Origin of the sequence: Acinetobacter sp. IK23 (assembly GCF_035615275.1) — a bacterium.
GTDB lineage: Bacteria > Pseudomonadota > Gammaproteobacteria > Pseudomonadales > Moraxellaceae > Acinetobacter > Acinetobacter seifertii.
The window spans coordinates 45,409-68,904 of record NZ_JANBNX010000003.1; the positions used below are offsets into that span (position 1 = coordinate 45,409).

Annotated in this window: 24 protein-coding genes; 9 read left to right on the forward strand and 15 right to left on the reverse strand. The window is 37.4% G+C overall.

Annotated elements, in window-relative coordinates; genetic code table 11:
• Positions 1-48 precede the first annotated feature (48 nt).
• From MSG95_RS03370 to MSG95_RS03390, 5 genes are all read right to left on the reverse strand, one after another.
• Positions 49-915: a cysteine ABC transporter substrate-binding protein gene (locus tag MSG95_RS03370; protein WP_077165513.1), complete on the reverse strand. Its 867-nt coding sequence runs from the start codon at positions 913-915 to the stop codon at positions 49-51.
• Between the two features lie 85 nt (positions 916-1,000).
• Positions 1,001-1,861 carry a transporter substrate-binding domain-containing protein gene (locus MSG95_RS03375; RefSeq protein WP_009388221.1) on the reverse strand — a complete coding sequence of 287 codons (861 nt, stop codon included), beginning with the start codon at positions 1,859-1,861 and terminating at the stop codon, positions 1,001-1,003.
• 30 nt (positions 1,862-1,891) lie between these two features.
• Entirely contained in the window at positions 1,892-2,623 is a 732-nt protein-coding gene (locus MSG95_RS03380) for an amino acid ABC transporter ATP-binding protein (protein ID WP_049836428.1), read from the reverse strand.
• Between the two features lie 2 nt (positions 2,624-2,625).
• On the reverse strand, positions 2,626-3,291 hold the full coding sequence (locus tag MSG95_RS03385) for an amino acid ABC transporter permease (RefSeq protein WP_077165512.1): 666 nt from the start codon (positions 3,289-3,291) through the stop codon (positions 2,626-2,628).
• Positions 3,281-3,940, reverse strand: coding sequence for an amino acid ABC transporter permease (locus tag MSG95_RS03390; protein ID WP_213033563.1), 660 nt, complete (start codon positions 3,938-3,940; stop codon positions 3,281-3,283). Before MSG95_RS03390 ends, MSG95_RS03385 begins: the two co-directional genes overlap by 11 nt.
• A gap of 64 nt (positions 3,941-4,004) precedes the next feature.
• Here MSG95_RS03390 and MSG95_RS03395 point away from each other — a divergent pair, with 64 nt between their 5' ends.
• Complete coding sequence (locus MSG95_RS03395; RefSeq protein ID WP_077165510.1) at positions 4,005-4,118, forward strand: hypothetical protein; 114 nt, start codon at positions 4,005-4,007, stop codon at positions 4,116-4,118.
• 106 nt (positions 4,119-4,224) lie between these two features.
• On the opposite strand, the gene MSG95_RS03400 is transcribed toward MSG95_RS03395, so the two are convergent.
• The 3 genes from MSG95_RS03400 to MSG95_RS03410 form a co-directional block, all read right to left on the reverse strand.
• Positions 4,225-4,509, reverse strand: coding sequence for a GNAT family N-acetyltransferase (locus MSG95_RS03400; protein WP_001025680.1), 285 nt, complete (start codon positions 4,507-4,509; stop codon positions 4,225-4,227).
• Between the two features lie 143 nt (positions 4,510-4,652).
• Positions 4,653-5,612, reverse strand: coding sequence for a response regulator transcription factor (locus MSG95_RS03405; protein WP_077165509.1), 960 nt, complete (start codon positions 5,610-5,612; stop codon positions 4,653-4,655).
• Positions 5,609-9,073, reverse strand: a complete 3,465-nt coding sequence (locus tag MSG95_RS03410; RefSeq protein ID WP_077165508.1) for an ATP-binding protein — start codon at positions 9,071-9,073, stop codon at positions 5,609-5,611. Before MSG95_RS03410 ends, MSG95_RS03405 begins: the two co-directional genes overlap by 4 nt.
• A gap of 195 nt (positions 9,074-9,268) precedes the next feature.
• On the opposite strand from MSG95_RS03410, the gene MSG95_RS03415 reads away from it, so the two are divergent.
• On the forward strand, positions 9,269-10,885 hold the full coding sequence (locus tag MSG95_RS03415) for a purine-cytosine permease family protein (RefSeq protein WP_004702319.1): 1,617 nt from the start codon (positions 9,269-9,271) through the stop codon (positions 10,883-10,885).
• A gap of 57 nt (positions 10,886-10,942) precedes the next feature.
• Here MSG95_RS03415 and MSG95_RS03420 read toward each other — a convergent pair whose 3' ends face one another.
• Positions 10,943-11,398, reverse strand: coding sequence for an Lrp/AsnC family transcriptional regulator (locus MSG95_RS03420; protein WP_000376211.1), 456 nt, complete (start codon positions 11,396-11,398; stop codon positions 10,943-10,945).
• 156 nt (positions 11,399-11,554) lie between these two features.
• Between MSG95_RS03420 and MSG95_RS03425 the strand changes: the two genes are divergently transcribed.
• Positions 11,555-12,166: a LysE family translocator gene (locus tag MSG95_RS03425; protein ID WP_077165507.1), complete on the forward strand. Its 612-nt coding sequence runs from the start codon at positions 11,555-11,557 to the stop codon at positions 12,164-12,166.
• Between the two features lie 70 nt (positions 12,167-12,236).
• On the opposite strand, the gene MSG95_RS03430 is transcribed toward MSG95_RS03425, so the two are convergent.
• Positions 12,237-12,848 (reverse strand): LexA family protein, encoded by a 612-nt coding sequence (locus tag MSG95_RS03430; protein ID WP_019458855.1) that lies wholly within the window; start codon positions 12,846-12,848, stop codon positions 12,237-12,239.
• Between the two features lie 283 nt (positions 12,849-13,131).
• Between MSG95_RS03430 and MSG95_RS03435 the strand changes: the two genes are divergently transcribed.
• Positions 13,132-13,368: a hypothetical protein gene (locus MSG95_RS03435; RefSeq protein WP_004702323.1), complete on the forward strand. Its 237-nt coding sequence runs from the start codon at positions 13,132-13,134 to the stop codon at positions 13,366-13,368.
• A 171-nt stretch (positions 13,369-13,539) separates the two neighbouring features.
• Here the strand turns inward: MSG95_RS03435 and katE are convergent, their stop codons facing one another.
• Entirely contained in the window at positions 13,540-15,684 is a 2,145-nt protein-coding gene (katE, locus tag MSG95_RS03440; protein WP_077165506.1) for a catalase HPII, read from the reverse strand.
• A gap of 53 nt (positions 15,685-15,737) precedes the next feature.
• The gene (locus MSG95_RS03445; RefSeq protein ID WP_151819353.1) at positions 15,738-17,147 is read right to left on the reverse strand and encodes an iron-containing redox enzyme family protein; all 1,410 of its coding nucleotides are present in this window, start codon (positions 17,145-17,147) and stop codon (positions 15,738-15,740) included.
• Between the two features lie 311 nt (positions 17,148-17,458).
• On the opposite strand from MSG95_RS03445, the gene MSG95_RS03450 reads away from it, so the two are divergent.
• From MSG95_RS03450 to surA1, 3 genes are all read left to right on the forward strand, one after another.
• Positions 17,459-17,938, forward strand: a complete 480-nt coding sequence (locus MSG95_RS03450; RefSeq protein ID WP_077165504.1) for a CinA family protein — start codon at positions 17,459-17,461, stop codon at positions 17,936-17,938.
• A gap of 285 nt (positions 17,939-18,223) precedes the next feature.
• Positions 18,224-18,442 carry a hypothetical protein gene (locus tag MSG95_RS03455; RefSeq protein ID WP_049064913.1) on the forward strand — a complete coding sequence of 73 codons (219 nt, stop codon included), beginning with the start codon at positions 18,224-18,226 and terminating at the stop codon, positions 18,440-18,442.
• 104 nt (positions 18,443-18,546) lie between these two features.
• Positions 18,547-18,864, forward strand: coding sequence for a surface antigen protein 1 (gene surA1 / locus MSG95_RS03460; protein ID WP_077165503.1), 318 nt, complete (start codon positions 18,547-18,549; stop codon positions 18,862-18,864).
• 233 nt (positions 18,865-19,097) lie between these two features.
• Here the strand turns inward: surA1 and MSG95_RS03465 are convergent, their stop codons facing one another.
• Entirely contained in the window at positions 19,098-19,526 is a 429-nt protein-coding gene (locus MSG95_RS03465; protein WP_151819529.1) for a hypothetical protein, read from the reverse strand.
• Between the two features lie 266 nt (positions 19,527-19,792).
• Complete coding sequence (locus MSG95_RS03470) at positions 19,793-19,939, reverse strand: hypothetical protein (RefSeq protein ID WP_077165850.1); 147 nt, start codon at positions 19,937-19,939, stop codon at positions 19,793-19,795.
• 964 nt (positions 19,940-20,903) lie between these two features.
• Here MSG95_RS03470 and MSG95_RS03475 point away from each other — a divergent pair.
• A complete protein-coding gene (locus tag MSG95_RS03475) occupies positions 20,904-21,191 on the forward strand; it encodes a hypothetical protein (RefSeq protein WP_077165852.1) in 288 nt (95 codons plus the stop codon).
• Positions 21,192-21,195: 4 nt separating this feature from the next.
• Here MSG95_RS03475 and MSG95_RS03480 read toward each other — a convergent pair whose 3' ends face one another.
• The gene (locus tag MSG95_RS03480) at positions 21,196-22,101 is read right to left on the reverse strand and encodes a LysR family transcriptional regulator (RefSeq protein ID WP_077165853.1); all 906 of its coding nucleotides are present in this window, start codon (positions 22,099-22,101) and stop codon (positions 21,196-21,198) included.
• Between the two features lie 111 nt (positions 22,102-22,212).
• On the opposite strand from MSG95_RS03480, the gene MSG95_RS03485 reads away from it, so the two are divergent.
• Positions 22,213-23,451, forward strand: a complete 1,239-nt coding sequence (locus MSG95_RS03485; protein ID WP_077165855.1) for an SGNH/GDSL hydrolase family protein — start codon at positions 22,213-22,215, stop codon at positions 23,449-23,451.
• Positions 23,452-23,496 lie beyond the last annotated feature (45 nt).

Sequence of the window (23,496 nt, forward strand, 5' to 3'; positions counted from 1 at the left end):
CGAGTAAATACTATCTAGAGTTCTAATCATTAGAGGTTATTAGCACGATTACTCAACCAATAAATCTTTTGGATTAATCGTATCGCCATACACTGGTTTTAACGTTTTTTCATAAGCTTGATGAATCACGCCTTCTTTAGCCAGTTTCTCTAAATCTTGGTTCAACCAGTCCAATAACTCTTTATCGCCTTTTTTCACTGCTGGTGCAATTAAGTCCTTCTCACCTAAATTGGTAATGCCAACAGTGTAATTTGGATTTTCTTTAGCCCAAGCTAAAACCAGCAAGTTATCATGTGCAAGCGCAGCACCACGACCATCTTTTAAAGCATCAAAAGTTTCAGTGTTTTGCTCATACTTTTGTAGTTTAATTTCAGGATGAGTCTTGGTGAAGAATGAATCAGCCGTTGTACCTTTGTTTACCAACAAAGTTTTGTCTTTCAGTTGAGCAACATCAGTAATTGGATGGCTTTTAGGAGAAACTACACCGAGCGCCACTTTTAAATAAGGTTTAGCAAAATCGACCACTTCTTTACGCTCTGGCGTAACGGTAAAGTTGGCAAAAATAATATCCACTTTATTGGCTTTTAAATATTCAACACGGTTCGCAGCTTCAGTTAAAACAAACTCAACTTTGTTTTCATCACCGAGCAGATCTTTCGCGACATGCTTAGCAATTTCTACATCAAAGCCCTGATTTTTACCTTGAGCATCTAAATATCCAAACGGCGGTTTATCACTAAATACGCCAATTCGTACCACGCCATTCTTTTTGATCTGTTCAATACTCGACACTGTTTGTGTGGTATCTGCCGTTTTTTCAGTAGACTGAGTTCCTTTGTCACATGCAACCAAACCTAAACTCAGTAAAGACGCAGCTAAAATATGCTTCACGTTTTGCAATGTTAATGTTGTCATTATTTCACCCTATCGTTCTTGTAAAAGTCTTATTTAAAACAGCAGCGCCTCTTGGTAGACACTACTGCTCTAGCGATATCGAAAATTATTGGCCTACATCTAAAAACACATTCGGATTGACCGAGTCACCGTAAATTGGTTTCAAGGTTTCATCATAAATTTTATTAATTTCACCACTTGTTCTGAGTTGCTTAATTTCAGTATTGAGCCAATTCAATAATTGGGTATTGCCCTTTTTAACTGCTGGTGCAATAAACTCTTGATCACCAATAGACTGAATACCCGCCACATAACTTGGGTTCTTCGCCGCCCATGCCAAAGCATAGGTACTATCTTGTGAAATCGCGTCACCACGACCGTCAGTTAAGGCTTTGAAGGCATCTGAGTTTCTTTCAAACTTGAGTAAATTCACTTTCGGATAATGCTTGGTAAAGTAGGTATCTGAACTTGTGCCTTTATTGACAATTAAGGTCTTACCTTCTAATTGGGCAATATCTGTAATCGGTTTGGCTTTAGGCGAGACAATACCAAAAGCACCTTTTAAATAAGGCTCAGCAAAATCTACAACTTCCTTGCGTTCAGGCGTTACCGTAAATGTCGCGAATACAACATCGGCACGATTTGATTTTAAAAACTCAACCCGATTTGAAGCTTCAGTCACAATAAACTCAACTTTCTTTTCATCACCGAGCAAATCTTTAGTTACCCGTTTTGCTAAAGCCACATCAAAGCCCTGATTATTCCCCGCACTATCTACATAACCAAACGGCGGATCATCAGCAAAAACAGCAACGCGTAGAACTCCATTTTTTTTGACTTGCTCTAAAGAATGGTCTTCTTGACTATTGCTTGCCTGTTCAGTTGATGGCGTTTTACTACATGCAGTTAACAACACCCCAGCAACGGCAAGACTGCTTAATATTTTTATTGAATTACGTTTAAACATTCACTTCCTCATGATTCAAATAATAAAAATTTAGTACGACAAAATATTTAGAAAGGCTTTCGCTCGTTCTGTTTTTGGCTGTTCAAAAAATTCTTCTGGTGAAGCCTGTTCAATAATCTTGCCCTTATCCATAAAAATAATGCGGTCGGCAACCTTGCGTGCAAAGGACATCTCATGTGTCACAATCAGCATCGTCATTCCTTCATTCGCTAACTTGAGTACCACATCAAGCACTTCCCTGACCATTTCAGGATCAAGCGCAGCGGTAATTTCATCAAGTAAAATGACTTTAGGTTGCATGACCAGTGAACGTACAATAGCGATACGCTGCTTTTGTCCACCTGAAAGCTGTCGTGGATAATCAAGTTTTCTCTCAAATAGCCCCACTCGCTTTAACAACTCATCTGCTACTTGTTCAGCTTCATCACGGTGACGTTTTTGTACTTTGAGTGGTCCAAGCAAAATGTTGTCAATAACGTTCATATGCCCAAACAGCTCATAGTTCTGAAAAACCATGCCAATTTTTTGACGAGCATTAGTCCAGTCCACATCTTTACCAAGCATACCTGAACCTGTTAAACGAATTTCACCACCCTGAATCGGTTCTAAGCCGTTAATACAGCGCAATAAGGTACTTTTTCCGCAGCCCGATGGACCTAAAATAACAACCACTTCTCCTTGTTCTACATCCAGATCAATGCCCTGTAAAATATGACTTTGTGCAAATGATTTCTGTAATTGTTGTATCGATAACAAAGGCATAATTACTCCCAGACCTTTTCTAAATGTGCCGCCAAACGAGATAAGGGATAGCAAATCAGAAAATACAAAATAAAAATAAAGCTATAAATCCAAAGAGAAGCGCTCGGCACGGTCAACAGCGAATTTTCAATAATTTGCTGACCCACTTTAATCACCTCAACCACACCAATCAGGACTGCCAAAGAGCTGGTTTTCACCATTCGGGTAAATAAATTAATCGCGCCTGGTGTTACTCGTTTTAGACTTTGCGGGAAAATGACATAGACCAAGGCTTGAACATGGGTAAGTCCGAGCGCATAGGCCGAATCGCGTTGATGCTGATCAATCGAGGTAATGGCTGCACGAACCAAATCGCCCATTTCTGCCGTACCCCATAAAACAAATACAACAACGCATACCCACATTGCGGAAAACTGCCAGTTAAACCATGTCGCAAAGCCGAAATAAAACACAAATAGCAAAACTAAAATTGGAATGATTCGGATGGCTTCTAAATACAGACGGCACAGCGATTTAACGACTATATTTTTAGATGTCATAATGACGCCGAAAACTGTGCCGAAAATTGCAGAAAAAAACACTGAAATAAAAGCGATTTTTGCAGTTGCCCAAAGTCCCCACATTAAACGTTCGAGGTGACTTGCTTGAAATAGATAATCAAGTTCCATGGCTCACCTTCCGACTTCTGTGCTCCAGATAACTGGTTAAAATAGACACGGGTAATAAAATAATCAGATAAGCCATGATGAGTAAAAACAAAGCTTCGGTGGTTTTATAGTCCATGCCAATTAAGTCTTTGGTGACAAAAAGCAGCTCAACAACAGCAATGGCACTAACCACAGAACTTTCTTTAATCAGAAATAGACAATTTGCCCCTATTGCCGGAATTGAAATGGCAAGTGCTTGAGGAAAAATGATATATCTAAAAATTTGAATCGGTTGTAGACCAATACTTTTTGCTGAGTCAATCTGCCCTTTAGCAACAGACTGTAAACCTGCTCGGAAAGCTTCAGCCATATAGCTTCCGCCTAAAAAGGTCAATCCGATCACACCACAAGCGAAACCATCGATTTTTATACCGAGTTTTGGCAAACCGTAATACAAAAAGAACAGTTGAATTAATAAAGGGGTATTTCGAGATAACTCAATATAGAACTGGGCAATTCTATTTAGCACCCGCACGCGATATGTGATTAAAATGCTGCAAATTAATCCTACAATAATTGCCAAAATAATGCTGATAATTGAAATTTTCAGCGTGGTCAAAGTTGCAGAGAAAAATTGCGGCAACACACTATGGATATACTGCCAGTTCAAGGAAAATTCCAAAAAATAATATTAAAACGTTATAAATATTTAGCTTTCGTCAGCTATTAAATATTTGTGCAACGAGTTTATTTTTTTCCCAATTGGTCTAAAACTATTTTTATTAGATAAGCTTTTCTATAAGTTTGATAAATTCGATCTGGCAATCGAAATCCTTCGAATCAGTTGAATACAACCGCTCAAAACACATTCACTAAAACAAAGATGAATAATAAAACCAATAAAAAATCGGACACCAAGGCCCGATTTTTATTAAATGATTTTTAATTTATTACTTACTTTCTAAGTACATCGCCAATGCTTGGGTCTTTATCAAAAACCGATTTAGCATATGGGCAAAGCGGAATTACTTTTACGTCTTTTTCACGAACAAAAGCCACCAAGGCATCAAGTAATTGGCGACCTACCCCTTGTCCGCGATAATTTTCATTCACATCTGTGGCATCAATAATTAGCATGCTTTCGCCTGCCCATGTATAAGTCATTTCACCTGCAACGGTTTCACCATCAAGTAAGCTAAAGCTGCCGTGTTTTGTATCATCTTTTTGTTGAATATTCACAGTGAATTCCTCGTATTACAACTCATATTTATTTAGAAATGACTTTGTATAATCTTTATCTATAAGAACAAATTTAACTGTAAAAAAATAGACTATTTTTAGCAGTGAGTCTGTATGCTTTTTAAATACAATCGCCAGTTAAATTAGTGAAACTCTTGCACCAGACTATTAATGTGCGCCACAGCAGCAGTTCGGTTTTCAACGCAAAGTTTTTCAAAAACATGCTCTAAATGTTTGTTCACCGTCCGCGGGCTAAGCTCCAAAATTTCTGCAATATCTTTATTGGTTTTCCCTAACAACAACCAGTGCATGACTTCTGCCTCACGTTGAGTCAACTGCGGACAATATTTCAAAATATCAGCCATTTCCAAGGCAGGTGTAGATGTCTTGATCTGGATGAGATAATTTTTTGCCACACTTGGTTCAGTTTGCCACGGCGTAAGCAATAAAAGCTGTAATTGCTGAGATGGTGTTGAATAAGAACAGCTTGTTAATTTTTTGGGGTCTTTTTCTTGCTCTAAGTCTGAAAACCAAGCTTTTAAACCTGCCTCAAAACCGTCTAATTCGGGTAAATATTGATTCAGTAAATCACTGGCTTTTTGAGTTTTCCATACAATTTTACCGTGAACATCTAGCGCAAGAATGGCTGTTTCCGTTGCATCAATCACCTGTTTTTGTTGCTGCAATAGTTTGGCATGGGCCAAATGTGTTTTTACCCTTGCTAATACTTCTTCAATATTCAGAGGCTTGGTTACATAGTCTACCCCACCGACCTGAAAACCACGCACAATATGTTCTGTCTCAGACAAGCCTGTCATAAAAATGACGGGAATAAACTGCGTAATTGGACTTGCTTTAAGTTGTATACAACTTTCAAAACCGTCCATATGTGGCATATTGCCATCGAGTAAAATCATATCCGGTAAGCATCGGTGGGCAATTTCAATTGCACTCAACCCATCAGTTGTAACAAGCACGCGATAACCGGCCTGATCTAGACTTTCATGTAACAAGCCCAGATTTTCCGGCACATCATCCACAATCAGAATAACAGCCTGCTCGTTTGGCGAAGCTTGCTGAAAAGAAACATGTTGCGTACTCATTGCTTATCCTGAATCAATCGTTGCGCGTGTTTTAAATCAAACTTTTGAATCGCTTGTTCAAGCTGTTCCCATAACTCGTTATGCTCCGGAAAATTTTGACGACATTGCGTTAAAGTCTGTTGAATTCCACGAATGTAGCCTTGTCCAATTAAATCATTTAATTGCTGCAAGCTTTGTGTTAAATCAAGCAGATCATTATTTTCCGGTCGTTGGATTGGCGTATGAACAGCGCTTTGCTCTTGCTTAAACACTTTTACATCCAATGCTTGAACTTCATTATTTTCAAGGTTTGCATCTGATTTGGAATCAATCCAAACTAAGCCTAACTTGTCTCCAATTTTACTCAGCAACAAATTCAGGTCGATTGGTTTTAACATAAAGTCTTCACTTAAGACGGCATCTTGTGGATTGACTTCGCGCTCACCTGCATTCGCTGAAATAATTAAGATCGGCACATTGGTAATATTATTCTGACGTAATAACCGTGCTGTTTCCCAGCCGCCCATCAAAGGCATATTTAAATCCATCAAAATTAGGTTAGGTTGAAAAATAGGTACACGTCTTAAACAGTCAATGCCCGACTCTGCTTCTTCAATCATAAATCCCAAAGGTTTTAGAAAATTAGCGACTAAACCTCGGTCCACCGCTTCATTATCGACAACCAAAATTCGTTTTCGTTCACCTTGATAGCCTGTAATTTGGTTGGAGTAAACATTAGAAATTGGATGAACCACTTCTTTTGAAGGTAAATAAAACTTAATCTTAAACTGTGAACCCTGATTGAGTTGACTAGTCACAGATAGCTGGCCACCCAGTAAATCGACCAATAATTTGACAATGGGTAGCCCAAGTCCTGTTCCGGTAAATCCGCCTTGAACCACATTACTGCCCCGTTCAAACGGATTAAAGATTCGCTCTAAATCTGCCTCGGCAATACCACAGCCCGTATCTCTAATTTCAAAATAAGCCGTTTGAAAACGATACTCAACTTTCAAAGTAATTGTGCCGCTCATGGTAAATTTTAAAGCATTACCCAGCAAATTAATGAGTACTTGCTCTAAGCGTTTTTTATCGGTACGGACATAGTGCGGTAGGTTTTCTCCAATTTCATAAACAAACTGTAAATTCTTCTGTTCAAACTGTGGCTGAAACATTTGAATAATCTGTTCTATAAAATTTGGGAAATGAACATCCACCACATTTAAAGAAATTTTGCCTGTTTCAATGCGTGCTAAATCTAGTAAGCCGTCAATCAGTGAAGTCAAATGCTGCCCACTACGGCTAATCACACCGAGCGCCATTTTGCCTTGCTCTGAAAGCTGCTCTTGTTTTTGAAGTAATTGGCTATAGCCCAAAATACTATTTAGAGGTGTTCTTAGTTCGTGACTAATGCCAATGACATAACGGCTTTTTGCATCATTTGCTCGCTCTGCTGAAATTCTGGCATCTTGCAGATCTTTTGAAGTGACTTCATGGGCAGCAATTTCATCAATCAATAATGCTGTTTGTTGGTGTGTTTCAATTTCGGCATTACGACGGCTTTCATCGTTTAATACGAGCCACCATGCAGCAACGCTCATCAATAAAAATAAGATGGTGTAAATTTTCACAAACAGCGTAAATAACTGAGGAACGGCTGCCGCATTAATGGTTTCTAAATAGGTTTTTTCTTGGATATAAACCAGACTTAAACTCACTGCTAAAACGATTGACAGCCCTAAAGTCAGTAATAAATATAAACTGACTCGACTATTTAAACGGCTAGCCCAGCGTTCTGGTAAATAGTGCCAGATGGCTTTTTTAAGTTGAACTGACCAACGGGCATCGGGTTTACATAAATCGTGGCAGCGTGCTTCAAGTGAACAGCATAAAGAGCAAATCGTACCGTTATAGGCTGGACAGCCAGCCATATCGGCAAGTTCATAGTCACGTTCACACACGACACAGTTAGCAACCGACGTCGCCTGAATTTTTTCAGGCTGGCGTGCAATGTAATATTTGCCTTTGGTCAAGTAAGCAATAACAGGAACACATAACACCGCACTCCCCAAAGCAATAAAACTCGCCAAGCCTTTTGCCATGAGTCCGAAAAAGCCCAAATAGCTCAGTATAGATAACACTGAAGCAATCAGTAAAGCACCCACACCTACGGGGTTAATGTCATATAAATAAGCACGGCGAAATTCAATTCCTTTCGGGCTTAAACCTAAAGGTTTACATATAATTAAATCGGCAACAACGGCACCAATCCATGCCAAAGCGATATTGCTATATAGCCCCAAAATACGTTCAACCGCATGGCTAATGCCCATTTCCATCAAAACAATGGCAATAAAAACGTTAAAAAGTAGCCAGACAATTCGTCCCGGATGGCTATGAGTTAAGCGCGCAAAAAAGTTTGACCATGCCAATGAGCCAGCGTAGGCATTGGTCATATTAATTTTAATTTGTGCTAAACAAACCAGTGCTAGAGTCAAGATTAAAGCAAGCTGAGGGTTTGGAATAAACTGTTGATAAGCAACCCAATACAGATAAGTCGGATTGTCTAGTTCAGAGACAGGAATAAACAGCTGAAAAGCCAATACCATCAGCAGCATGCCCATCAAAACTTTTAGAAAACCGAAAATAATCCAAGATGGCCCCCCTAAAAAAACAGCAAACCGCCATGCAGTTCTGTTTTTTTCTTGTTGGGGTAAAAAACGTAAATAGTCGGCTTGCTCACCAATTTGGATCACAAATGAAAAAATAAGAGTGCACGACGCACCAAAGTAATACAGATTAAAATCGGTCGAGTTTGAAACCGCACCAACAAAATGCAGGCTACTACTTAAAATTTGTGGCTGTTTCCAAAGTACAAAAAACCACGGCAATAACAGCAATAAAAGCCAGATTGGTTGTGTGATTGCCTGAACTTTATTAATAAAACCAATACCTTTGACCACTAAAGGTAAGATCACTAAGGCAGAAATTAAGTAACCAATAACTTGTGGAATACCCAAAGCCAGCTCAAGTGCCATCGCCATAATTGCGGCTTCAAACGCAAGCAAAATAAAGGTAAAGCTGGCATAAATCAGAGAGGTAATGGTCGAGCCAATGTAACCAAAACCTGCACCACGAGTAAGCAAATCGACGTCTACATTATATTTTGCAGCGTAGTAACTGATCGGCCAACTGGTTAAAAATATGATGGTACATACGATAATTGCTGCCCAGACTGCATTGCTAAAGCCATACTGCCAAAGCATAGTCGCCCCAATGGCTTCCATCGCCAGAAAACTAACGGTCGAAATTGCGGTATTGGTAACAGTCCAAGGTGACCATTTTCGTACTGAGGTAGGTGCATAGCGGAGCGCATAATCTTCGATACTTTCATCTGCCACCCAAATATTATATTCACGGCGTGTTTTGATCACACGTTGTGGCGCTTGTTGGGGGCGTGAAGAATCTGGCATAACACTCATGTTTTGGATGTGGCTGCATTAAACCCAGCAATCCTTATGCCAAAAGTCATTTATCATGGCGATTTTCTCAAATACGCACATATACGCAAAATAACGTATTTTCAATTTTTCCCAAAAATCACACACTCAAAACCATCAAAAAACAATGATCAATATTTGTGTTGATTGACCGAAAATGATTGGGAGATTGATGTTATGAGTGTATCTGAACATCCAAATCTGGACACTGTGCAAGGTACAGATTCACAAAAAGCAGTGAATGAAACCTTAGAAGATTATACTTTACGTTATGCTCCACACAGCTTTCGGCGCTGGAGTCCCAAAGTTGTCGCTATTACTGCACTTGGTGGTATTGCCTATCTTGCTGACTTTTCTATTGGTGCCAGTATTGGTATGTCTTACGGAACAACCAATGCTGTTTTCTCCATTTTATTTGCAGCGATTATTATCTTCTTAACCGGCATTCCTTTAGCTTACTACGCAGCGCGCTATAACATCGACCTTGACTTGATTACCCGCGGCGCAGGCTTCGGTTACATCGGTTCGGTTCTTACTAGTATCATTTTCGCCAGTTTCACATTTATTTTCTTTGCCCTTGAAGGCTCAATCATGGCTCAAGGGTTATTGCTTGGTTTAGGCATTCCGCTTTGGGCTGGTTACCTCATCTCAACCATTATGGTGATTCCACTCGTCATTTACGGCATGAAAGCCTTGAGTAAATTACAAGTCTGGACTACTCCACTTTGGCTCATTCTGATGATTGGTCCTGTGGCCTACCTGATTTATCAAGAACCAACCTTAGTTAGCCAGTTTGCTACTTTTACAGGTAAAGAAGGTTTTGCAACCGTAGACATGGCAGCAATCATGTTGGGTGCTGGTATTTGTTTATCTCTAATCATGCAAATCGGTGAGCAAATTGACTACTTACGTTTCATGCCTGCTAAAACCAAAGAAAATAGCAAAGCATGGTGGGCTGCGGTTATTTCAGCGGGTCCGGGTTGGGTGATTTTAGGGGCAATCAAACAAATTATCGGGGCATTTTTAGGTTTCTATTTACTTACTAAAATACCGGGCGTAAACAGCACTGAACCTGTTCAACAGTTTAATGCAGCGTTTCATGACATGCTTCCGGGTTGGGCTGCTTTAACACTTGCAGTGATTTTGGTGGTTATTTCTCAAATTAAAATTAATGTGACCAATGCTTACTCTGGTTCCCTTGCATGGACAAGTGCCTACACACGTATTAGCAAACATTATCCGGGTCGTATTGTCTTTGTGATGGTGAACTTAGCAATTGCGCTTGCTTTAATGGAAGGCAACATGTTTGCGGTACTAGGTAAAATCTTAGGGTTCTATTCAAACTTTGCGATTGCATGGGTTGTAGTTGTTGCAACAGACATTTCAATCAACAAATATGTTTTAAAACTTTCACCGAAAGAACCAGAATATCGCCGTGACATGCTCTACAACGTAAACCCTGTCGGTATGGTTGCGTTCCTTGTATCAGCAGGCCTATCAATTGCAGCATTCTTCGGCTTACTTGGTAGCTTCTTGGCACCTTACTCACCGCTTATCGCACTTGTACTTGCCTTTGTATTAACACCAATCATGGGCTTATTAACCAAAGGAAAATACTACATCAAGTCACACGATGACGGCATTAAAGAACCACGTTACGATGCTGAAGGTACACCTGTAGCAACTGTTTATCACTGCCGTGTATGTGAGCAAGGTTATGAGCGTCCAGATATTATGTTCTCTCACAAACATAACGGCACGATCTGTTCTTTGTGTAAAACACTCGATGCTTAAATACTCTCGAAACTAAAAAAGAAGCTTTAAAGCTTCTTTTTTTATATCTGATGATTCTTAGCCAATCGGAAATAAACGTTCAGGCACTACATCTTTCATCACAATGGTTGAGATGAGTCGTTGCACACTTGGAATAGCAGATAATTTTTCATCGTACAAACGCTGAAAAGCCGGTAAATCCTTAGCCACCACATGCAACAAGTAATCTGGCTCACCAAACAAACGCTGCGCTTGAATAATTTGTGGAATATCAATTACGGCATTTTCAAACTTCTCGACTGCCTGTTTATCACCTTCTTTAAGCGTAATAAAAACAATCGCTGAAAATTCAAATCCCACTAAGTTTGGGTCGAGTTCTGCCCGATAGCCTTTGATTGCTCCCGACTCTTCTAAAGCCTTCACTCGTCTATGACAAGGTGAAATACTCAAGCCGACTTTTTCTGCCAATTCAGTAATAGATAATCGGCCATTTAATTGCAATTCAGCAAGAATCTTTTTATCTGTGCGATCCATTTAGAAAAATTTACCCCAAATGAGTGTGATATGAGCAAACATTTAAAAGCACATTCTAAATACATGAGCATATTATTTTCAACAAGCTCGAATAAATAGGGATTTTTTCTAAACCACGAGCGAAACCTTTGGAAAATAGTTTGCCGAGATAAGCATATGGCTTTTAACATTTTTATTGCATTTTGGAGTGTCTCCATTCTTTTTATTATTACGCCAGGGGCAGACTGGGCCTATGCCATTTCGGCAGGCATTAAAGGCAAAGTCGTCGTACCTGCTGTTGCAGGTATGTTATTTGGGCACTTTATTACGATTTTATTGGTAGCGGCTGGTGTTGGTCTGCTTGTAGCAAATAACCCAACTGCTTTGATGATTCTTACTGTGGCGGGTTCTGCTTATTTGTTATGGATGGGAATAAACTTATTACTTACCCCTCCTACTCCGAACAAATCTGGTTCTGAAAAGGCTCAGTCATGGTTGAGCTGGGCAACCAAAGGCGTTTATGTGAGTGGGTTAAACCCGAAAGTTTTTTTGCTCTTTTTAGCGCTGCTTCCTCAGTTTATTGATACTACTGCTTCATGGTCAGTGACAACACAAATTCTTGCCTTTGGTGTTGTCCACATGATTAGCTGCACAATAATTTACTTAATGGTGGGTTATGGTTCAGAGGCTATTTTGAAAACCAGACCACAAGCAGCACAGTTAGTCGGCCGTTTTTCAGGTGGTTTGATGGTCGTTATCGCAACGTGCTTATTGATCGGGCAAATTTAAAAGTCATTTAGCAAAAGTTACTGACTCACTTTTCGGGTCAGTAACTTGAATAGTAAAATATAAGAAAAATTTATCTCATTCGTTTGAGGTTATAAGTCACCACTCCCCAAATAACCAGTTCCTGCCCCTCTTCAATATAAATATTCTGATAATCAGGGTTTTCTGCTTTTAGCCAAACTTTAGGCGGCTTAAATTGACTATCAATCATTAAGCGCTTCACAGTGAAATCATTGTCGATGAGTGCAATCACAATATCACCCGATTTAGCGGGAATACTACGGTCCACAATAAGCGGATCATTAATATCAATTCCAGCGTCTAGCATGGATAAAGAATTGGCTTTAACAATAAAGGTAGCATTTTCATTTCTAATTAAATATTCATTTAAATCGAGCGCTTGCTCAATATCATCTTGCGCAGGAGAAGGAAAACCTGCAGCAACACGCTCTGTTGCCAAAGGAATCTGATAAATTTTATCGTTGTTTGGATGAACCTGTTGTATTTTTAGTTTTGAACTAAAATCTGTCTGGTTATCAGTTTTGACATTATTCAGTAACCAATTTTTGATAAAGTTGACTTGAGATTCAGGAACACGAATCACTTTGGTGGGTTCATTAAACTGTGCTTTACGACCAGCATTTTCCCGTGCACCGCCATGCTCGAATTCTTTTTTCTTTGGCATACCGCCTCCATCTCACCGTTCAAATCCTACACAAACAATGTAACTTGAAAAAGTTACACTTTCAAGTTGACGAAATATTTTTTTTGCATAACAATAAATCTCATGATCAGATTTTAATCCATTTTGCTTTTAACAGGGATGCTAAAACGAAAATGGCAATTTGAAGAAAATCAAAACCTATTGTGAAATAGTCCTTATTACTGACTGTTTTGATTTTTATCAAATGAAATTCTGGACACTTAAATATGAGTTAGATTCAGTTTTTGGTATGGAGACATGCGAAATGAAAAATCAACGTGATGCAGTTTTAGGTTATGCAAATGAGCAACATGCTTACTTTATCCGTCTTATTGAAAATGATGCGGTATTAGGTGAAAGCTACGGAATTTTCTGTGAAAATCCGGAAAGTGAAGCAGCTGAAAGTATTATGACGACACTATTTTTAAAGAAATCTTTTTGGTTAAATGGCTCAGAATTTACAGATATTGTAAAAGGCCTACACCCTCTTACTCACTCATAAGCTTATAAAATTATAAAAATAAAGGAGGCATAATGCCTCCTCTATTCTCAAAAACTATCTGCTTAAGACGTAAAACGTCCAGAGGCATCGCGTTTTTGATTACCACATTATTGTCGTAGTTAAGGCAGCAATTTCATTTAGTTAAAAAATTAACTTTCAGGGCTTCTTTATTTAAGCCGGTACGTGTGCGGCTATTTGTTCTCGTGACCAAACCCGATGAGCTTTAATCAGATTTTTAAATTTTTCCGCAATAGGCTGGAACTCATCTTCTATTAAAGTTCCTTCATCTGCAACTAAACCAAGTGGCTCAAGCAAATCAGATTTATTACCTAAAAATGCAATTGGTTTTAAATGCTTATAAGCTTCTAGTACATAATGGCGCGCTACCCCATCTTGCATCACTGCATTTAAATTATCGCCATCTGGAACAATTACAGCATCATAAGCAATTGAAGGTTCAGCCATTTGCATACCATCAGCTACAATAATACTGTCTTTATGATCTTTTACTGGAGCCAAGCTCGGCGCTAGTAAATGAACAACCACACCTTCTTTAATCGCCCAATTTTTAATAGCTTCAAGTGTATCTGACTTCACAAGATTATGAATAAGTACAGCAACTTTTCTACCTTGAATATCCTCAGGTGGGAAAGCTAAAAAAGACAACTTGGCGGATTTTTCAATTGCTATTTTCTTATAATCTAAGGTTAAGTCAGGCACTTCAATACCTAGGTTCGCACCGACTTGACGTGCCAGATCGAGGTCGATATTTGCTAAAATTTGTTGAACTTGGCGCTCACGAATATGTTTTCTTTGAACTTTACTTAATTCAAAAGTATAGGCATCGACCACATGTTTTTGCTCATGCGGTGCAAGGCTCTTATAGTAAAGGCGCGGTTGTGAAAAATGATCGGAAAAGGTTTCACTTCTTTGACGAAGTTTGTGACCACTAATTTGTTCAGGATAGCTTTCAAAACCACCATTTGAAGCAGCGGGTGGTGTTTCTGCTGGCCAATCATTATCAATTGAGTTTGGTTGATATGAGGCTTGGCCTTTATGGATGGTATGTTGATGAATGCCATCACGTTGATTGTTATGGAATGGACACACTGGTTTATTAATTGGAATTTGATGGAAGTTTGGTCCACCTAAACGGCTTAATTGGGTATCTGTATACGAAAATAGACGTGCTTGTAAAAGTGGGTCATTTGTAAAATCAATACCAGGTACTACATGGCCCGGACAGAAAGCCACCTGTTCTGTTTCAGCAAAGAAGTTATCGACATTTCTATTTAAAACAAATCGGCCAATTGGCGTAACAGGAACTAATTCTTCAGGAATAATTTTGGTTGGGTCTAACAAATCGAAGTCGAAGTTCATTTCATCTTCTTCTTCGACAATCTGCACGCCGAGTTCCCATTCTGGATAAAAACCTTGCTCAATTGCTTCATAAAGATCACGACGATGGAAATCGGGGTCTTTACCTGCAAGTTTCTGAGCTTCATCCCATACCAGCGCACTTAAACCTTGTTTTGGTGTCCAGTGAAATTTTACGAAATGTGATTTACCTTCGGCATTAATTAGACGGAAGGTATGCACACCAAACCCTTGAATTGAACGTAAATTACGTGGAATCGCACGGTCTGACATTGCCCAAATTACCGCATGTGCAGATTCTGGAACTAAAGACACAAAATCCCAGAAAGTATCATGTGCAGTTGCCCCTGTTGGCATTTCTGTATCGGGTTCAGGTTTTACTGCATGCACAAAGTCCGGAAACTTAATGCCATCTTGCACAAAAAAGACAGGTGCGTTATTTCCCACTAAGTCAAAGTTACCTTCTTGGGTATAAAACTTAATTGCAAAACCACGAATATCACGAACGGTGTCGGCTGAACCACGTGGCCCTTGCACTGTTGAAAAACGTACAAAAATAGGCGTCTGAATAGTTGGGTCTGTTAAAAAACCAGCTTTGGTTAAACGTTCATTTCCTTCATATGCCTGAAAATAACCATGCGCCCCTACACCACGCGCATGCACAATACGCTCAGGTATACGCTCATGGTCAAAGTGGGTGATTTTTTCTCTTAAAATGAAATCTTCCAATAAAGTTGAGCCACGAATACCCGCTCTTAAGCTATTTTGGTTATCCGCTATTTTAACCCCCTGATTGGTGGTTAATGCCTCATTGGTTGCATCATCTCTTACTGTGTCTAACTGTTCAGTTTTCTGGGTAGTATTGGCTTTATTTGCTGCATCGGCGCCAGCCATTTCACTTGTTTTATTAGTTAATTTAGTTTTGTCGTTCATGTCCATTACCTATGTTTTGAAAGTTAAACTTGGGGTTGAAGTTGAAAACGTTTATCAAACTAGTTTTTAAACGTACCTAAATAAGGAAAAAGAAGTTCTACGTATTTACGAGTACTCCAAAGACCAATACTTTTATGATGAGAATCAGGGGCTAGAAATGGGGTAAGTTTGCATATTTTTATTGCAAGATCGCTCGATTGCAGCACGCGCTGTTGCAGTGCATCAAGCTCGCCATCAGAGATATAACTAAATAAATAGTCCTGAATACGCTGGCTATTCTTAAGTTCTCGGCTGTATGCCAAGAAGTTAGAAGAATGATCACTACCAGCAATCCAGTCATGAATAATTTGGCGCTCTACAGGGTTAAATACCCCAAACATTTTTCCATTTTCTTCATTAATCATTCGCCAGAACACGCTCTGTTCAGGGTCAGTATTAAACTTAATCCATTTCTGTTCAGTTAAATGAGTGATTAAACCTGCAATATCATCAGGGTTTGATAGCCATTGATTAATGGTTTTGCAGCCAAACTGTCTGGTTTCGTTATGAATGAGCTGCCCGACAAGTGCCTTTCTTTTCAAGATTTTATGAACAAAGTCTTCAAGATTTAAATTCTTGATAATATTTGAGGAAGATTCACCACGGTTATTCAAGGCAAAACCTTGTTTTAACTTGGTAAAGAAAAGCTCTTTATCTCTGTATTTGTTGTAAATATCTTCAATAACTTTAATGGCTTTATGGGCATGCCCATTGTCAATGTTATCAATGGTGATATGTAGATTAAAATATTTAGAATCAATGCCTAATTCGGCAAACTCATAATTTGAAATTAAAAGATGCAGTGGAAGCTGTTCATATCCTAAATTAAAACCGACCATTTCAGGAATAAACTCAGGTGGTGCATACCCTAGTGCTAGCTGAACGACTGCTTGATGATAGTATTCGTCTTCTAAAAGCAAATCGAAGCTGTCGAGTCCGAGACTGCGTAAAAGGTCATCATAAATACAGACATGGTTCGCTTTCGGTTCACCTAAACCAAGTTCTTCCAAATAAGTAATAATGAGCTCATGAAAGACTGGATCATTCCAATAATGCACTGAGCTATATAACCATGCACCATCGACCTTTTTAGTCGGCGATACTTTTATGAGAAATTCAAACGCCTGAGCAACATTCTGAAAATACTCTCTATCTTGACCAGCTTGTCTACGGTTTAAATATGCCTGAAATTCCTGACAATTTTTTTTATTATCGTTCACACACCATGATTTAATCGAATTGATATCTGAAGGAAAATCTATTTCCTCTATCTCTAATTTTTCAATCTCTTTAATCAGTAAATCTCTTGCCTTTTTCTCTTTCTCAAAATTTGAAACATCAGGGTCAAGAAAAAAAACAAACAATTCATAATAATTTTTTTGATTATCTTGTAATAAGTCTAATAATCTTTCTTTCACTACAACAGGCATTTTCATTCTCCGTTTGTGAGATATCAATTACCATACGTCACCCGAATTATAATCAAGTTTTAAGTTTGTTATTTTGCGTTATTAAAAATTAAGATAAAACACATAAATCAAAAAATTCAAAGATATACAAATTCACGTAAAATTACATTTAAATTTTTAGAATTATTTAAGCCACTGTTTTTATATAAAATTTGCAAAAATTAATCTAAATTTACATTAATTTAACCATCAAAAATAAACCGTTAAAAATAACGAATCAAAATTTCAAATAGTTCTATAACATTTAAAAAATAATTAAAGGGAGAATTAGAATGTTTAATTCATGTTGTAAATTATTAGCAGATAAGAAAATCAAAATTGCTTTTTTTGAAAGCGCTTCGGCTGGCTATCTTGCTTATCGTTTTTCTTTGAGTCCTTATTCAGGAGATATCCTTATAGGTAGTCTTGTAAGTTATGATCTTCTAATAAAGGAAAACACCCTGCATATTTCAGAGCAACTTATTGAAAAATATACTGCCGAATCAATGCAAGTGACTGTTGAAATGATTAATATAGGAAAGGAACTTTTGCATGCTGAACTGTATGTTGCCTGCACAGGTCTCTTAAAGAAAAGGGGTTCTGAAACAGAGGAAAAACCTGTAGGAACGTTCTTTTATTCAATATATTATAAAAATAATTTTTATAATTTTAGACGTGTTTTAAAAGGACCAGCCTTTTTAAAACTTAGAAATTTGACGCACTATATTACTCAAGATATAAAACTTATTATATTAGATAAAAAAGCCTCTTAAATTATATAAAAAGTTAACAAATATACATTTGGAAATATTTATTATCTTTCTTAAATATTATGTGCTGAAATGTAATTTTTTAAACATTCATATTAATTATGTTTATGACTAAAAATCACATTCACTAAAAATCAGCGAGTTATTTAAAATTAATAGTTTTTAAATTTACATTTAAATATGGGGTAACACCCCTACCCTACACATTTTAAAGCTACATGTTTTAATAACCCTATCTGAAGCTCTCAGATAAAACACATCGTCATAATTGATATGAGGTATTAAAAAATGAGCACTACTAATAATCAAGCAAATCAACGCAATAATCAGCAACAGCAACAACAGCAAAATGACAACCGTAATCAACAACAACACGGTAACCAACAGCAAAACGATCAACAACGCAATAATCAGCAGCAACAGCAAAATGATAACCGTGGCCAACAACAAGGATCTAACCAAAAAGATTCTGGCCAACAAAATTCAAATAACAACCAACAACGTTAATCGTTTGTAATTGTTCTTTGATGCGGTCGATCATTTAGGAAGGTGAACTCACCTTCCTAAATCTAATATAAGCATAAAATTTAATAAAATATGAGGGAATTCTAATGACAGATCAAAATACAGATCATGCTCAACTAGTAGCTGGCGATCATAACTATTCTGACTCGCGCTGGCGTGAAAGCTATCTTACCCGACCTTATTACCAAGAAGCGCAATTAACAACACCAGATCTAGATTATGATCGTGACTTTTCTACAGCTTATGAACTTGGTCATCGGGCTCGTTCTGAATATAAGGAAGGAACTCAGTTTGAAGACATGGAAGGTAGTTTGCAGCAAAAATGGGAAGAACTCAAAGCTGAGTCTCGCTTAAAATGGGAACATGCGAAACAAGCCATTAAAGATGCATGGGATGATATTTAACATCCTCAAACGGTCCAAAGCTATAAGCTTATTTCCTATTGGCCCTGGGAAATAGGCTTTTTTTATCGTTTTGTTTTGCTCACTTTTGCTTTTATACCATAAATTTCCTAATCGCTAATGCAAGTTGCTTGTGTAAAATGTACAAACAAACATGTCATCTTCAATACCTATAATTAATGGCTTATCAAAATAAAAACCTCACTTAGATAATCAATTCAGGTTTTCGTTAAAAATCAATTTTGATTTTTCTTAAAATATTCAATTATTTCTTCACCATTATTTACCGGCTTTTTCTGTAAAGGATAAGTTTCCTCATATGCATAAGCTGGTAATGTAATTTTGGCCCGAATTGAAGGTAATTTCTCTTGTCCACCCGTAGTAATCCGCTCAATGAAACCAGCAAGCCAGAGTACAAACTCCTGTGTATTTTTACTTTTAGGAATAAGACTTAAATCCAATTTAATTTTTGACTCTTGCAAAGGCTTAATTAGCAGTTCAGCGAAATCAATATAATTATATAAAAGCTTTAGCTGTGTCCCTTTTATTTCATGTTTGAGTTCGATCATCAAATTGTTAAGATCTTCCATCGACTCATCCGTGAAACCTTTTTTTTCTTTGACATTTTGATATATTTTCTCAGCTATTTTTAAATATTGGGGCATATCCTTACCTTTATAGTTCATTATTACTAAAATGAATTTTGGATGAATATAAGTAAGCTATTGTTTTTATTTTATTAACTTTTTGAAAAGATATATTCATTTTACAACAATTCAGTAACACTTAGATTGCCAAGCAGAAAATAGATAATAAATAACTGATAAACATTATATTTTCATATATTTAATTTTTATTATGCTATATTTTTTAGATCAAATAACAATAAAAAAAGCCCACTTAATAAGTAGGCTTTGTTAAATAAAACTAATTATTGTGAATTTCTATTGATATCATGAGGTGCTGCTGGATCACTTGCTCCACGCATTCCATCATTTCTTGAATTGCGGTCTTGGCATGCGCTCACGCCCATCGCTATTACAAGTACCATACTCACTGCACAAAAGATTCTAACCATTTAAATCACCTTTATAAATATTAAAATGTAGGCTTACGAATAGCATTATCTTATGTTGGCCTACTGCTGTGGTTCTCTTAACTTTTGTAGATTATGCAAGCTTATGTAAAAACCTAAAATATGATCAGTAAAATTATATTTATTGCAATTGAAATTCTGGTTATTTTTTGGCATGAAGTGCATACACTCCATAGTCCAACTTATAAAAATAGAATTATTAAATAGTTTAGCAAAACCATACATCCAATTAATGACATTGACATACTATATAAATAAACAATTAATAAATAATTGATATATATGATTAAAAAACAACACCTCACGTAAAATAAAAATGAGTTATATTAATGTTATGCGTTTTAGTTTTTCTATTTTCTAAATAAAAACAGGCAAATATTTATATGAAATTATATAAATCAATCTTTTATTTTTGCAATTGACCCACTCTAATGCTCAGCTTATGATGCTCGCGCTGACCAATTTTGTCAGTCGGTTTTAGCAGACCGTCTACCTAAGTGCACTAAAAACACGTTTTTTGGTGTGAAGCCCCTCGTGCCTTTGATGGAGGAACGAGAGTGGGACACCTTCGGGTGTGCTGGTTTCTTAGGTATCAGTCTGCTAACCCTCTTTCGTTTCACCACCATAATGATTAGCAATGAATGGGCTTAACTTCTTTAATTAAGGAGTCACTCATGACTATTATTTTATATTTTTTAAATTCTTTTATTAATCATATTTATATTCGACATCTTTTACTTATTCAGGCATTTTTTAGAGATCGCCCCTCACATCTCTCTAAAATAAAAACCTTATATAGAGTTCAAAAATTGTTTATTTAATCCTTTTACCTACCCATCTATATAAGTTTAGGTAAGGGTTTTATGTATTCAAAAAAACCGCATAAAGATAAGAACTTCTATCAACATCACTTAGCGATAACAACAACCTATGCAGAGTAACAATAATGTTTTTTCTACGTCGTTTTGTTCTGGTGAGCCTGCTTGCGATAAGTGTTTTAAATTTAATAGGATGCAGACCATTGAGCAAAAAAGAATTTAATGCGCATTGTGTTTGGGCAGGACATGACGTTTCACAGTGTAATTGTATTTATAACTCTTTAGAACAACACTATTCACCACAATTTGTTGAAAACTTACCAAAAGTGAGTTTGCAGAATATTGATGCCAAAATGAACTTTGTAGACACCATGAATACAACAATGCGACAGTGCCAATTTAGTGCTAGAAAATAGCTATCTACCTTATAAGGGCATGTTCTACCAGAGAATCTAAAAATACACGTACACGTTTAGGGACATATTTATCATGACCAATCCAAACAGCATGAAATTCTTCTGAAGCCTTGATATTCCAGTCTTCAAGGATTTTGACCAACTGTTTTTGTTCTAAAGCTTTTTTGACTTGGAATTGGTTAAGCTGTGCAATACCAGCACCTGCAAGCGCTAACTGTAAGATGGCTTCTCCATGATTTACCCGTAAAACCTTAGTGGGAGCAAGTGTGATTTCTTGATCGTCTTTTTTAAAAAGCCACGTTTTATTTTGACGTTGGTAACTTATGTCTAAAAGCTGATGTTCGTATAACTGTTCTGGGTGTTGCGGATAACCATACTTTTCAATATATGCAGGTGAACAGACGTAATGTTTCTGCGTGCTTCCGAGTGAGCGAGCAACCAAATTTGAGCTTTTTAAAGGCCCTGTACGAATTGCAACATCAATCCGTTGCTCAACTAAATTAATGACTTCATCACTCAAATGAGCCTCTAATTCAATTTGTGGATAGCGCTGATTAAATAAGGAAATACACGGTAATAAAAAATGCGTCCAATATGAAAGACTAGTATGAATTCTGATTCGCCCTTGTGGCATGTGATTTGCGGTAACGGATTGTTCTAGTTCATCTAAATTATTGAGTATTTGAAGACCTTGCTCATAAAACTGGCATCCTTCACTCGTCAGCTGAAACTGGCGTGTCGAACGGTTCAGCAGTCTGACACCAAGTCTTTTTTCCAACCGAGAAATTAACTTACTGACCGCAGACGGCGTCATGTCACATGCTCGTGCTACGGCTGAAAAACTTCCAAGTTCGACCACACGTATAAAAATTGCCAACTCGCCAGACCGATTAATATCAAAATATGACATAACAAAATTTATTTATGAATTGTATTCACAAATCTTATTCCGCTTAGCCCGCTATAACAAGCCAGCAATTTATTTCAAGATAACTTTAATTCGTTTTAAAGAGTTCACGAGATGAAACTTTATCAACCTGCCCTATTCTCTCTCATTTTATTTACGAGCTTTGCACAAGCAGAAGTACAAAAGAGCCAATGGATTACCACTTGGGTAGCCAGCCCCCAAAAAGTCTGGAATAAAGATTTCGTTTTCCCGACCAATATTCCAGAGCAAATAACGAATCAGACCATCAAACAAATCAGCCAAATTAGTTTAGGTGGTGAAGCTGTTCGGCTTGTTTTTACCAATCAATATGGGGATCAACCGTTATCTATTGATAAAACAACTGTGGGAATATTCAAAGGACAAAGTCTAAAAGCTAAGAGTGCTTATCCTGTTTATTTTTCTGGGAAACTTAAAGCACAAATTTTACCTGGCAAACAACTGATTAGTGATCCAATTCAACTACCTGTTCCCGATCATGCGCAGTTAATGGTAAATAGCTTTATTGAAAAGCCCACTGCATTTAAAACTTTTCATTGGGATGCGAAACAAACCAGTTGGCTCATTACGGGCAATCAGACCGCGAACTTAAATACGCCCAGCAGTGCAAAAACAACAACTGCGCGATTATTATTATCGGCTATTGAAGTAAAACCAAAGCATAAAGCACATGTTGTTGCAGTCATTGGAGACTCCATTACCGACGGCGCAACTGCAACTTTGGATGCAAATACGAGATGGACTGACTTTTTAGCTAAGCGCTTATCGACCCATAAAATAGCGGTCATTAATAGTGGAATTTCTGGGAATCGGTTACTTACAGACGGTATGGGTGACAGTGCTTTAAAACGTTTAAACAGTGAAGTGTTTCAATATTCAGGTGTTAAAACTTTAATTGTGTTAGTTGGTATTAATGATATTTCATGGCCAGGTACAGCCTTTGCTTCTAAACAGCAAATACCTTCTTTTGAAGCATTAACCGAAGGTTATAAACGTGTTGTGAGAGAAGCTCACCAACAAGGTATTCAGGTAATTGGTGCAACCTTACTTCCATTTTCAGGTGCCTTACCTAATACACCTTTAGATAATTATTACCAACCGAATAAAGATGAATTACGCCAGCGCATTAATCACTGGATGAGAACCAGTAAAACATTTGATGGAGTTCTTGATCTTGAGCAAGGCTTAAAAGATTCAAAACATTCCGATCGATTAAATCCAATTTATGATTCTGGAGATCATTTACATCCAAATGATAAAGGTAATCAGCAAATGGCAAATCTAGTTGATTTAAACGAATTAGTTAATCAATAAAACGTCCAGATACAGGTAGAAATTTGCTCCCTACCCGTATCCATA

What these genes read in the sequence shown, in the direction of transcription:
- MSG95_RS03405 (WP_077165509.1), bottom strand. Translation starts at nt 5,612, where the DNA reads ATGAGTACGCAACATGTTTCTTTTCAGCAAGCTTCGCCAAACGAGCAG.
- MSG95_RS03475 (WP_077165852.1), top strand. Translation starts at nt 20,904, where the DNA reads ATGTTTTTTCTACGTCGTTTTGTTCTGGTGAGCCTGCTTGCGATAAGT.
- MSG95_RS03445 (WP_151819353.1), bottom strand. Translation starts at nt 17,147, where the DNA reads ATGCCTGTTGTAGTGAAAGAAAGATTATTAGACTTATTACAAGATAAT.
- MSG95_RS03420 (WP_000376211.1), bottom strand. Translation starts at nt 11,398, where the DNA reads ATGGATCGCACAGATAAAAAGATTCTTGCTGAATTGCAATTAAATGGC.
- MSG95_RS03450 (WP_077165504.1), top strand. Translation starts at nt 17,459, where the DNA reads ATGTTTAATTCATGTTGTAAATTATTAGCAGATAAGAAAATCAAAATT.
- MSG95_RS03435 (WP_004702323.1), top strand. Translation starts at nt 13,132, where the DNA reads ATGAAAAATCAACGTGATGCAGTTTTAGGTTATGCAAATGAGCAACAT.
- MSG95_RS03425 (WP_077165507.1), top strand. Translation starts at nt 11,555, where the DNA reads ATGGCTTTTAACATTTTTATTGCATTTTGGAGTGTCTCCATTCTTTTT.
- MSG95_RS03430 (WP_019458855.1), bottom strand. Translation starts at nt 12,848, where the DNA reads ATGCCAAAGAAAAAAGAATTCGAGCATGGCGGTGCACGGGAAAATGCT.
- MSG95_RS03485 (WP_077165855.1), top strand. Translation starts at nt 22,213, where the DNA reads ATGAAACTTTATCAACCTGCCCTATTCTCTCTCATTTTATTTACGAGC.
- MSG95_RS03385 (WP_077165512.1), bottom strand. Translation starts at nt 3,291, where the DNA reads ATGGAACTTGATTATCTATTTCAAGCAAGTCACCTCGAACGTTTAATG.
- MSG95_RS03415 (WP_004702319.1), top strand. Translation starts at nt 9,269, where the DNA reads ATGAGTGTATCTGAACATCCAAATCTGGACACTGTGCAAGGTACAGAT.
- MSG95_RS03455 (WP_049064913.1), top strand. Translation starts at nt 18,224, where the DNA reads ATGAGCACTACTAATAATCAAGCAAATCAACGCAATAATCAGCAACAG.
- MSG95_RS03465 (WP_151819529.1), bottom strand. Translation starts at nt 19,526, where the DNA reads ATGCCCCAATATTTAAAAATAGCTGAGAAAATATATCAAAATGTCAAA.
- MSG95_RS03375 (WP_009388221.1), bottom strand. Translation starts at nt 1,861, where the DNA reads ATGTTTAAACGTAATTCAATAAAAATATTAAGCAGTCTTGCCGTTGCT.
- MSG95_RS03410 (WP_077165508.1), bottom strand. Translation starts at nt 9,073, where the DNA reads ATGAGTGTTATGCCAGATTCTTCACGCCCCCAACAAGCGCCACAACGT.
- MSG95_RS03480 (WP_077165853.1), bottom strand. Translation starts at nt 22,101, where the DNA reads ATGTCATATTTTGATATTAATCGGTCTGGCGAGTTGGCAATTTTTATA.
- MSG95_RS03470 (WP_077165850.1), bottom strand. Translation starts at nt 19,939, where the DNA reads ATGGTTAGAATCTTTTGTGCAGTGAGTATGGTACTTGTAATAGCGATG.
- MSG95_RS03380 (WP_049836428.1), bottom strand. Translation starts at nt 2,623, where the DNA reads ATGCCTTTGTTATCGATACAACAATTACAGAAATCATTTGCACAAAGT.
- MSG95_RS03370 (WP_077165513.1), bottom strand. Translation starts at nt 915, where the DNA reads ATGACAACATTAACATTGCAAAACGTGAAGCATATTTTAGCTGCGTCT.
- katE (WP_077165506.1), bottom strand. Translation starts at nt 15,684, where the DNA reads ATGGACATGAACGACAAAACTAAATTAACTAATAAAACAAGTGAAATG.
- surA1 (WP_077165503.1), top strand. Translation starts at nt 18,547, where the DNA reads ATGACAGATCAAAATACAGATCATGCTCAACTAGTAGCTGGCGATCAT.